Source organism: Novosphingobium sp. Chol11, assembly GCF_945870625.1.
Classification (GTDB): Bacteria; Pseudomonadota; Alphaproteobacteria; order Sphingomonadales; family Sphingomonadaceae; genus Novosphingobium.
Genome location: NZ_CAMBTS010000118.1, coordinates 1 through 8819 on the forward strand (window position 1 = coordinate 1; position 8819 = coordinate 8819).

General features: G+C 64.0%; 8 protein-coding genes and 1 pseudogene. 4 read left to right on the top strand and 5 right to left on the bottom strand.

Features of this window, described 5'->3' with window-relative positions; translation table 11 throughout:
- Positions 1-132: pseudogene (locus Q0O40_RS14155) on the top strand (IS630 family transposase); the annotation flags it as partial.
- Here Q0O40_RS14155 and Q0O40_RS14160 read toward each other — a convergent pair.
- The 5 genes from Q0O40_RS14160 to Q0O40_RS14180 all read right to left on the bottom strand — a co-directional run bounded on the left by Q0O40_RS14160 (position 117) and on the right by Q0O40_RS14180 (position 3863).
- Positions 117-575 carry a hypothetical protein gene (locus tag Q0O40_RS14160; protein ID WP_295531218.1) on the bottom strand — a complete coding sequence of 153 codons (459 nt, stop codon included), beginning with the start codon at positions 573-575 and terminating at the stop codon, positions 117-119. The pseudogene Q0O40_RS14155 and the gene Q0O40_RS14160 overlap by 16 nt on opposite strands.
- Before the next feature lie 139 nt (positions 576-714).
- Positions 715-1137, bottom strand: coding sequence for a nucleoside-diphosphate kinase (ndk, locus tag Q0O40_RS14165; RefSeq protein ID WP_295531221.1), 423 nt, complete (start codon positions 1135-1137; stop codon positions 715-717).
- 98 nt (positions 1138-1235) lie between these two features.
- The gene (locus Q0O40_RS14170) at positions 1236-1916 is read right to left on the bottom strand and encodes a hypothetical protein (RefSeq protein ID WP_295531224.1); all 681 of its coding nucleotides are present in this window, start codon (positions 1914-1916) and stop codon (positions 1236-1238) included.
- Between the two features lie 44 nt (positions 1917-1960).
- Positions 1961-2395, bottom strand: coding sequence for a DNA polymerase III subunit chi (locus Q0O40_RS14175; protein ID WP_295531227.1), 435 nt, complete (start codon positions 2393-2395; stop codon positions 1961-1963).
- Between the two features lie 10 nt (positions 2396-2405).
- The gene (locus Q0O40_RS14180; protein ID WP_295531229.1) at positions 2406-3863 is read right to left on the bottom strand and encodes a leucyl aminopeptidase; all 1458 of its coding nucleotides are present in this window, start codon (positions 3861-3863) and stop codon (positions 2406-2408) included.
- Between the two features lie 245 nt (positions 3864-4108).
- Between Q0O40_RS14180 and Q0O40_RS14185 the strand changes: the two genes are divergently transcribed.
- From Q0O40_RS14185 to pdxA, 3 genes are all read left to right on the top strand, one after another.
- Positions 4109-6238, top strand: a complete 2130-nt coding sequence (locus Q0O40_RS14185; RefSeq protein ID WP_367183760.1) for an LPS-assembly protein LptD — start codon at positions 4109-4111, stop codon at positions 6236-6238.
- 163 nt (positions 6239-6401) lie between these two features.
- The gene (locus Q0O40_RS14190) at positions 6402-7811 is read left to right on the top strand and encodes a peptidylprolyl isomerase (protein WP_295531238.1); all 1410 of its coding nucleotides are present in this window, start codon (positions 6402-6404) and stop codon (positions 7809-7811) included.
- A gap of 40 nt (positions 7812-7851) precedes the next feature.
- The coding region (pdxA, locus tag Q0O40_RS14195; protein WP_295531235.1) for a 4-hydroxythreonine-4-phosphate dehydrogenase PdxA at positions 7852-8819 on the top strand (968 nt) is incomplete at its 3' end.

Consider the following 8819-nt stretch of genomic DNA (forward strand, 5'->3'; position numbering starts at 1 on the left):
AAGGCCATGCTGCGCAAAGCAGGCGAACGAACCGTCTCCGGCCTGTGGGACCTCATCGGCAGACTCGTTGACATCTTCAAGCCGGACGAATGCGCCAACTACTTCAGTTCGTGTGGCTATGATCCAGAATGATCGGAAAACGCTCTAAGCACTGCGTTGCCAGAGGTCTTGCTGTCCACAATGCGTGCATTGAGCGAGATCACATCGCTTTTGATCGTCACCGAATCACTGCTGCCGACATCGAAGTGATCGTTGCTCATGACCGTGTTCCGGCCATTGATCGTCAAATTGTCGCGGTCGAAAATGATCGAGCCGCGCTTGCTGCGGATCGTCAGCGTTTCGATGTCCGCATTGCCGATTTGCAGGCCCGTTGGGGTCTGCACCAACATCCGGCCTTGTTGGCTCATTTGGGCGCGCAAGACGGCGATCTCGCTCTTGAGCTTGCTGATCTCGGCTTTCATGATCGCGATGGCCGAGCGGGCTTCTTGATCCTGCGCCTGCGCCCGCGCAGGTGCTGTAACCAGCATCAGGTTCAAAACAAACACAGCTGGCAGTGCGCCGGATCGAAACTTCACGCGGTATCTCCCGAAAGCGAAGAGGATAACGCGAAACCTGAACCGCTCCAGCGGGGTTTGCAAGCACGCCCACCTGCTGCGGGAGCCTTCATTCAATCCCCCGTTTGCTCAGCGCGCAAACGGGGGCATAACGAACACATCAGCCGACGATTTCTTCCGGCTTGAAGAAATAAGCGATCTCGATTGCGGCGTTCTCGTCGCTATCCGAACCGTGCACCGAATTGGCTTCGATCGATTCGGCCAGCTCCTTGCGGATCGTGCCGGGCTCGGCATTGGCCGGGTTGGTTGCGCCCATGATGTCGCGGTTGCGCTGCATCGCGTTCTCGCCTTCGAGCACCTGCACAACGACCGGGCCGGAAATCATGAACTCGACCAGCTCACCGAAGAACGAGCGCTCGCGGTGCACCGCATAAAAGCCCTCGGCCTGCTCGCGGGTCATCTGGATGCGCTTGGATGCGACGACGCGCAGACCCGCATCTTCCAGCATCTTGGTGACTGCGCCGGTCAGGTTGCGGCGCGTGGCATCGGGCTTGATGATCGAAAACGTGCGGGTCACCGCCATGGGAGAGTTCCTTGCGAAGTAAGTGTTGTTGTTTGGCCGCGCCCCTAGCCGGGAAATTGCTGCGCTGCAAGGCGGGCCATAGGCGGCGAGGCAAGGCGCTATCGGCGGCGGAGGCGGTAGACGCCATTGAAGCGCACATTCATGCCGCCGCATGATTCGTTGTCGAGCCCGATCAGAACATCTCCGAGCGCGACGAGATCCACCGTGCAGGTGCCATCATCGTAGTGCGCACGGTTTCCCCTGAGTTTGAGTTCGCCGCCGATCTGCCCCAGATGCGGCCAGCCGGATGGCCAGTCCTTTTGCCGGACGGGCCCCGGCCAAAAGGCATCGCCTGCGATCTGCAGCACCCCGGACTTGGTCTGCGTGATGCGCAAGGCCGGGTTGCCTTCGTCCGACCATCGGCCAAGCCATGCGGCGAGCGGTGGCCGCGCATTGACGGGCAGCGCGCGGAGCCGCGAGGCTTCTACCCAGCCTGCCGTGCCGCCGCCCTTGCTCGGAAAATAGGCGCAGATGAAAGCGCCGATGGTGCGGCCAGTGACAACCGTGTCGCCCGGCACAACATACCCGCGTCGGCAACTGGCCGAAAGCCTCGGGCAGCCATCCATGTCATAGTGGAAGTATGCCCGCCCCGTGCCTTGCACCTTTGATCGGCCAAATTCAGGATTTTGCGCCGGGAACAAGCCATTGCGACAAGTGCCATCGTCCTGCGCGGCAGCCGTGGCCGCGGCGAAGCCAAGAACGAGCGCCACGATAAGGCTAACGGTGCGATTGAAGGCCATGCCAGCAACTTACATCGCTTGCCCAAAGCCGGCAACCAGGTCCTCTAAGGCCCCTCGCGCCACTTGCCGCCATCCTGCCGCCAGTACTTGCGCTCCACGCCCTCGCGGCTGCCCAGCATGCGCCAGCAGCCGCGCGCATCGTCGATCCTGTCCGGTGCAAACAGCAGGAACACCCGCGCAAAACCCTCGCCTTCGCGCCAAACGCCATCGGCCAGCGCCATGAACCGCGCTCCGTTGGCGGACTCCGGCTTTTCCGAAAGCAGGATCGGCTGGCGCGCGTCGTGCGGCCCGCCGGCATGGCCATGCGCCAGAAAGCTCTCGGGCAGATGCTTCCACAGAGCCTCGCTCGCCCGGCCCAGTTGCGCCTTGTCAGCGGAAACCACCAGCATCCGCTCGCCTGCCGCCAATGTGCTGCGCGCCAACAGCGGCAGCACAAGTTCGGCGGGATCGCGCGTCAGCTGATAGAAATCGGCGCGCATCGCGGGCGCGTCAGGCTTCCAGCACGTCGCGCACGTAGCGGTCGAGCAGGCGCACGCCAAATCCGGTCGCGCCCTTGTCATGCGTCGCCCCGGCCTTGTCGATCCACACCGTGCCCGCAATATCGAGGTGCGCCCAGGCCACGCCCTTGTCGACGAACCGCTGGATGAACTGCGCCGCCGTGATCGAACCGCCATAGCGCGGCCCCACATTCTTCATGTCGGCAATCGGGCTGTCGATCAGCTTGTCGTAAGCGCTGCCCAGCGGGAACCGCCACAGCGTGTCGCCGCTGGCCTTGCCCGCCGCATCGAGCTGGCTGGCCAGCAGATCGTCGTTGGCAAACATTCCGGCGTGCTCATGCCCCAGCGACACGATGATCGCGCCGGTCAAGGTTGCCAGATCGATGATCGTCGCGGGCGCATAGGTCTTTTGCACCCAGGTGATCGCATCGCAAAGCACAAGGCGGCCTTCCGCGTCGGTGTTGATCACTTCGATCGTCTGGCCAGACATCGAGGTGACGACATCGCCCGGGCGCTGCGCCGCGCCATCGGGCATGTTCTCGACTAGGCCGCACACGCCGATCACATCGGCCGCCGCGCGCCGCCGCGCGAGCGCGAGCATCGTACCCGCCACAGCCGCTGCGCCGCCCATGTCCCACTTCATGTCTTCCATGTCCGCCGCCGGCTTGATCGAGATGCCGCCGGTGTCGAAGGTCACGCCCTTGCCCACAAACGCGGTCGGCTTGACTCCCGCGCGGCCCTTCCAGCGCATCGCCAGCATGCGCGGCGGCCGCACCGAACCTTGCGCCACGCCCAGCAGCGCGCCCATGCCCAGATCGGCCATCTGCTGCCCGTCGAGCACGAGCATCTCGATCCCGGTGCCCGCCAGCTTGGCCTCGCATGCCGCGACAAAGCTTTGCGGATAAATCACGTTGGCCGGTTCGGTCACCAGCTCGCGGGTGAACTCGACCCCGTCGGCAATCGCGCTTTCGGTCTGCCATGCCTGCGCAGTGCCTTCCGGCGCGTGCAGCGCGATGATCTGGGTCAGCGATTGCTTCTGCTCGTCGGGCAGCTTCGTGCGGTAGACATCATGACGCCAGCCGCGCAGCCGCGCGCCCAAGAGCACGGCCGCGGCTTCCTCGGCGGAAAATCCGCTTCCGCCAAAATCGATGGCCATCGCCGTCTCGCCCGAAGCGATGTATTTGGCCGTAAGCGCGCCGCCTGCGCGTTCCAGCGCCGCGATCCGGCCCGAATCCCCGTGTTCGCCAAGACCGGCGTAGGCCAGACGCTGCAAAGAACCGCCGTCGCTCACAAAGGCTTCGAACACCTGCCCTGCCTTGCCAGTGAAGCGCGCCGCCGCTGCTGCCTCGCGCACCAACGCATCGGCAGTCTCGGGAAAAGCGCCCTGGGCGACGATTTGCGCGAGGAGCCGCGGCTGGACCGTATCGGACCCGGCAAAAACGATGTTCATTGAGTAGCTCCTGTCGGAATGCGGCAACAGGCCGCCGCGAGACCGCGCGAGGCCTGAATTGTGCGTTTGCAGTTAGGCCGCGCCGGTGCGATAGGCAAGCCATGCAACCCGCCGCGTGGCCATCACGCCAAGCCTTTTTCCATCGCTTGCGTGCGCGCAGCATGTTGATCGCCTCCGCGCACGCGGTCGTTTTGGCCTTGCCTTTCAGCGCGCTTGCGCAAAGCCCGGGTGATGAGGCGGGTGCTGTGCCAACCAAGCCCAGCGACGATCAGATCCGCTTCGAGGCGGATTCGCTGCAGTATGCCCGTGATACCGAGCTGGTAACCGCCACCGGCAATGTCGTGCTGCGCCGCGAGGAGCAGACCGTGCGCGTCGATGCCATCGTATGGAACCGCAAGACCGGCGTGATCGAGGCCAGCGGCAACATCCGCTTTGTCGACGAGAGCGGAAACGTGCTCTACACCGACAAAGTCGAATTGACCGATGCGCTGAAAGCAGGCGCCATCGAGGATATGCTGGTCGTGCTGCGCGGCGGCGGCCGGCTCGCCGCCCGGCAGGGTAAGCGCGACGACAAAGGCAATCTCCTGTTGGACAATGCCGTCTATTCGGGCTGCGACATCGAGGATGGCGATGGTTGCCCCAAAAGTCCCAGCTGGGAGATAACCGCTGTTAAAGTCACTTTCGACGTGGCCAAAAAACGGGTGTATTATAAAGGCGCGACCTTGCGTCTGTTTGGACTGCCGCTGTTGTCGCTTCCCGGCCTGTCGCACCGGTCCGGTGGCCGCGCCAGCAGCGGCCTGCTGATCCCCGACTTCCGCCTCAGCGCCAGCAACGGGGCAGAAGTCGCGGGAACCTATTACTGGCGGCTGGACGAAAACCGCGATTTATCTATCACCACCTCGGTCTTTACTGCGGCACTGCCGATGGTCTCGGGGCGCTTTCGCCAGCTCACGTCCAGCGGTGCCTACCAATTGGCCGGTTATGTGACGCAGAGCGGGCGCATCAACGCGGTCACCATCGGCGACACCGGTGTCGCGCGCAATCAGATCCGCGGCTATTTCGAAGCCAACGGCCGGTTCCAGTTGTCCGAGAACTGGAGCCTGACCGGCTATGGCCGCTACGCCAGCGACCGTACTTTCCTGCGCCGCTATGACATCAGCCGCGAAAATCGCCTGCGCTCGACCATCAATCTCGAACGGATCGATGCAGACAGTTATTTCAGCCTCGCTGGGTGGGCCGCCCAGACCTTGCGCGCGGGCGACCAGCAAGGCCTCGTGCCGATCGCGCTGCCCGCGCTCGATTATCGGCGGCGGCTGGATATGCCGGGGATCGGCGGCAAGCTTGAGCTTGAGATCAACAGTCTGGCGATCAGCCGGAGCAGCGGGCAAGATACCCAGCGCGCCTTCGCCCGCGCGCAATGGGACCGCCGGTTCATCACCGGGCTGGGTCAGGAAATCACCCTGACCGGATTGCTGCGCAGCGATGTCTATCATTCAAGCCGCAACGACCTGACCTCAAACGCCGTCTATCGCGGCACAACCGGCTGGCAAGGGCGGGGCATCGCAACCGCCGCCATCGACGTGAAATGGCCGCTGATCGGCAGCCTGCTTGGCGGCACACAAGTGCTCACCCCGCGTTTCCAGATCGTTGCCACGCCGCGCGTGCGCAACCTTGCCATTCCCAATGAGGATTCGCGCGCGATCGAGCTTGAAACCTCCAATCTCTTCTCGCTCAATCGTTTTCCCGGCTATGACCGGATCGAAGACGGCGCGCGTTTTACTTACGGGCTCGATTGGCAGGTCACGCGGCCCGGCTGGCGCGTGTTCACCACGATCGGACAAAGCTACCGCTTGACCAACCAGCAGTCGCTATTGCCCGATGGCACTGGCCTTGCCACCCGGCGTTCCGATATCGTCGGCCGCACGCAAATCCGCTTTCGCGACATTGTCCAGCTGACGCATCGCTTCCGCCTCGACAAGGACAGCTTTGCCCTGCGCCGCAACGAACTCGACGCGACGGTTGGCAACCACCGCACTTATGTCGAGGTCGGCTATCTGCGGCTCAACCGCAATATCGCCACGGCGTTCGAGGAGTTGCGCGACCGTGAGGAGCTGCGCCTGGCGGGCCGGGTCGCGTTTGCCAAATATTGGTCGCTGTTCGGTTCGGGCGTGCTTAATCTCACCCCGCGCAACGCCGATCCAACCAACGCGTCGAGCGGTTTCAATCTGCTGCGCCACCGGCTTGGCGTCGCCTACACCGATGATTGCCTCGATCTCGGCTTCACCTGGCGCCGCGATTATGTCACCACCGGCGATGCGCAGAAGGGCAATTCCTTTCAGCTGACGCTATCGCTGCGCAACCTTGGCGGACGCTAGAACCTGCTGACATGGGCCCGTTTTCCCCTGTTTCGCTTTCATCGTCGTTGCATTCGGGCTATCGGCGCGCCACTCAGCTTGGGTTAAGCCGCCAAAGCTTCATTTGGTGATGGACAACTCGTTTCTTTGGCGTGACGCACAGGATACTCTGATCGATATGACGATGGCTCCCCGCCTGCCCTCCGCTTTCGCACGTTCGATGGCAGCACTCGGCTTTTTATTCGCGGTAACCGCGCCGCTCGCGCTCGCCCCGTTAGAAGCGCAAGGGCTGCTCGATGACGATACGACGACCTCCAGCGCAGACCCTTCCGGCGATACAGGCGGGGCAACCGGCGCGCTGAACCTGCCTGCCAATCCGGTGATTTTCGGCAAGAACGACCCCAACATGCGCCGCGCCACCGCCATCGTGAACGGCGAAATCGTCACCGGCACCGATATCGAGCAGCGCCTCGCGCTGATCGTCAGCGCCAATGGCGGCAAAGTCACGCCGGAGGAACTGGAGCGTCTACGGCTTCAGGTTCTGCGCAATCTGATCGATGAAACCTTGCAAATTCAGGAAGCCAAGGCCGCCAGCATCGAAATCAGCGCCGAAGAGGTCAACGAATCGTTCAATCGGGTCGCGGCGCAGAATTTCGGCCAGAAGTCCGAGAACCTTGAAAAGTATCTGACCTCGATCGGTTCGTCGGCAAATTCGCTGAAGCGCCAGATCAATGGCGAGATGGCGTGGCAGCGTCTGCTGCGCCGCAATGTCCAGCCGTTCATCAACGTCGCCGATGGCGAAGTGAAAGAAATGATGGACCGCTTGAAAGCGGCCAAGGGCACCGAAGAATTTCGCATCGGCGAAATCTTTCTTTCCGCCACCGACGAAACGCGGCTCCAGGTTGAAACCAACGCGCAGAAAATCGTCGAACAGCTTAGGAAGGGCGGCAGTTTTGTCGCCTATGCCCGCCAGTTTTCCGAAGCCTCGACAGCGGCAGTCGGCGGCGATCTGGGCTGGATTCGGCTTGCCCAGCTGCCTGCCGAGCTTGCCGGGCCAGCCGCACAGATGTCCACCGGTCAGCTTGTCGGCCCCGTCCCGCTGGCTGGCGGCTATTCGATCATTTACCTGATCGACAAGCGCCAGGTGCTTACCGCCGATCCGCGCGATGCGGTGCTCAGCCTCAAACAGATCTCGATCGCCTTCCCCAAAGGCGCGAGCGAAAAAGACGCAGCGGGCAAGGCCGGCGAATTTGCCAAGATGGTCAAGGATATCAAAGGCTGCGGCCAGGCTGAAGCCGCCGCTGCGCCGCTTGGCGCACAAGTGGTCGCCAATGACCAGATCCGCGCCCGCGATCTCCCCGCCGCGCTTCAGGAAACGGTGCTCAAGCTTTCGGTCGGCGAATCCACCCCGCCGTTCGGATCGATCGAGGACGGTGTGCGCGTGCTGATGCTGTGCGGCCGCGATGATCCCAAGGTCGACGCCGGGCCAAGCTTCGAAGCGCTGCAAAGCCAGATGGAAGACGACCGCGTCAACAAGCGCGCGCAAACCTACTTGCGCGATCTGCGCCGCGATGCGGTGATCGAGTATAACTAAAGCGCTGCTCTGCGGGGGCCAAGTCTGCTAAGCTCCCGCAATGACCACCCCGCTCCCACTGGCCATCAGCATCGGCGATCCAGCCGGTGTCGGCCCCGAACTGATCTGCGCCGCATGGGCGGAGCGCGCCGCGCACGGCCTGCCCCCGTTCTTCGCGGTCGGCAGCCGCGATCTGCTCGAAGCCGCAGCGCGCAAGCGCGGGCTTGATATCGCGGTTCGCGCCATCGCCGCCCCCGATGAAGCCGCCGCGATGTTCGATGCTGCGCTCCCCGTGATCGACCTCGGCCCTGCAGACTACACCCCCGGCGCGCCCGACGATACCGGCGCCACGCTGGCGCTGCGCGCGCTGGAAACCGCCACCGGCCTTGTTCGCGCAGGTGCCGCCGCCGCGCTGATCACCGGCCCCATCGCCAAGAGCCTGCTCGCCCGCGTCGGCTTCACCCAGCCGGGGCAGACCGAATTCGTGGCGCAGGCCTGCGGCATCACGCCTGAAAACGCGGTGATGATGCTCGCCGGGCCAAACCTCAAGGTCGTGCCGATCACCGTCCACGTGCCCCTCGCCGCCGTGCCCGGCCTGCTCACGGCTGAGCTCATCCGCGCGCGCAGCGCAATCGCCGCCGCCGCGCTCACCCGCGATTTCGGCGTCCCCGCCCCGCGCCTCGCCATCGCCGCGCTCAATCCCCATGCCGGCGAGGATGGCCGCATGGGCAGCGAAGACCGCGACGTGATCGCGCCCGCCGTCGCCGCCCTGCGCGAAGCTGGGATCGATGCACGCGGGCCGCTCCCCGCCGACACGATGTTCCACGCCGAAGCCCGCGCCACTTATGACGCGGCGATCTGCATGTACCACGACCAGGCGCTCATCCCGATCAAGGTGCTCGATTTCGATGAGGGCGTGAACGTCACCCTCGGCCTGCCCATCGTGCGCACCTCGCCCGATCATGGCACCGCCTTCGGCATCGCCGGCACCGGCACCGCCCGCCCCGGCGCGACCATCGCCGCGATCCG

Bases quoted from the DNA above. Each gene is read 5' to 3' on its own strand.
- Q0O40_RS14190 (WP_295531238.1), top strand. From the start codon at position 6,402: ATGGCTCCCCGCCTGCCCTCCGCTTTCGCACGTTCGATGGCAGCACTC.
- Q0O40_RS14170 (WP_295531224.1), bottom strand. From the start codon at position 1,916: ATGGCCTTCAATCGCACCGTTAGCCTTATCGTGGCGCTCGTTCTTGGC.
- Q0O40_RS14175 (WP_295531227.1), bottom strand. From the start codon at position 2,395: ATGCGCGCCGATTTCTATCAGCTGACGCGCGATCCCGCCGAACTTGTG.
- Q0O40_RS14180 (WP_295531229.1), bottom strand. From the start codon at position 3,863: ATGAACATCGTTTTTGCCGGGTCCGATACGGTCCAGCCGCGGCTCCTC.
- ndk (WP_295531221.1), bottom strand. From the start codon at position 1,137: ATGGCGGTGACCCGCACGTTTTCGATCATCAAGCCCGATGCCACGCGC.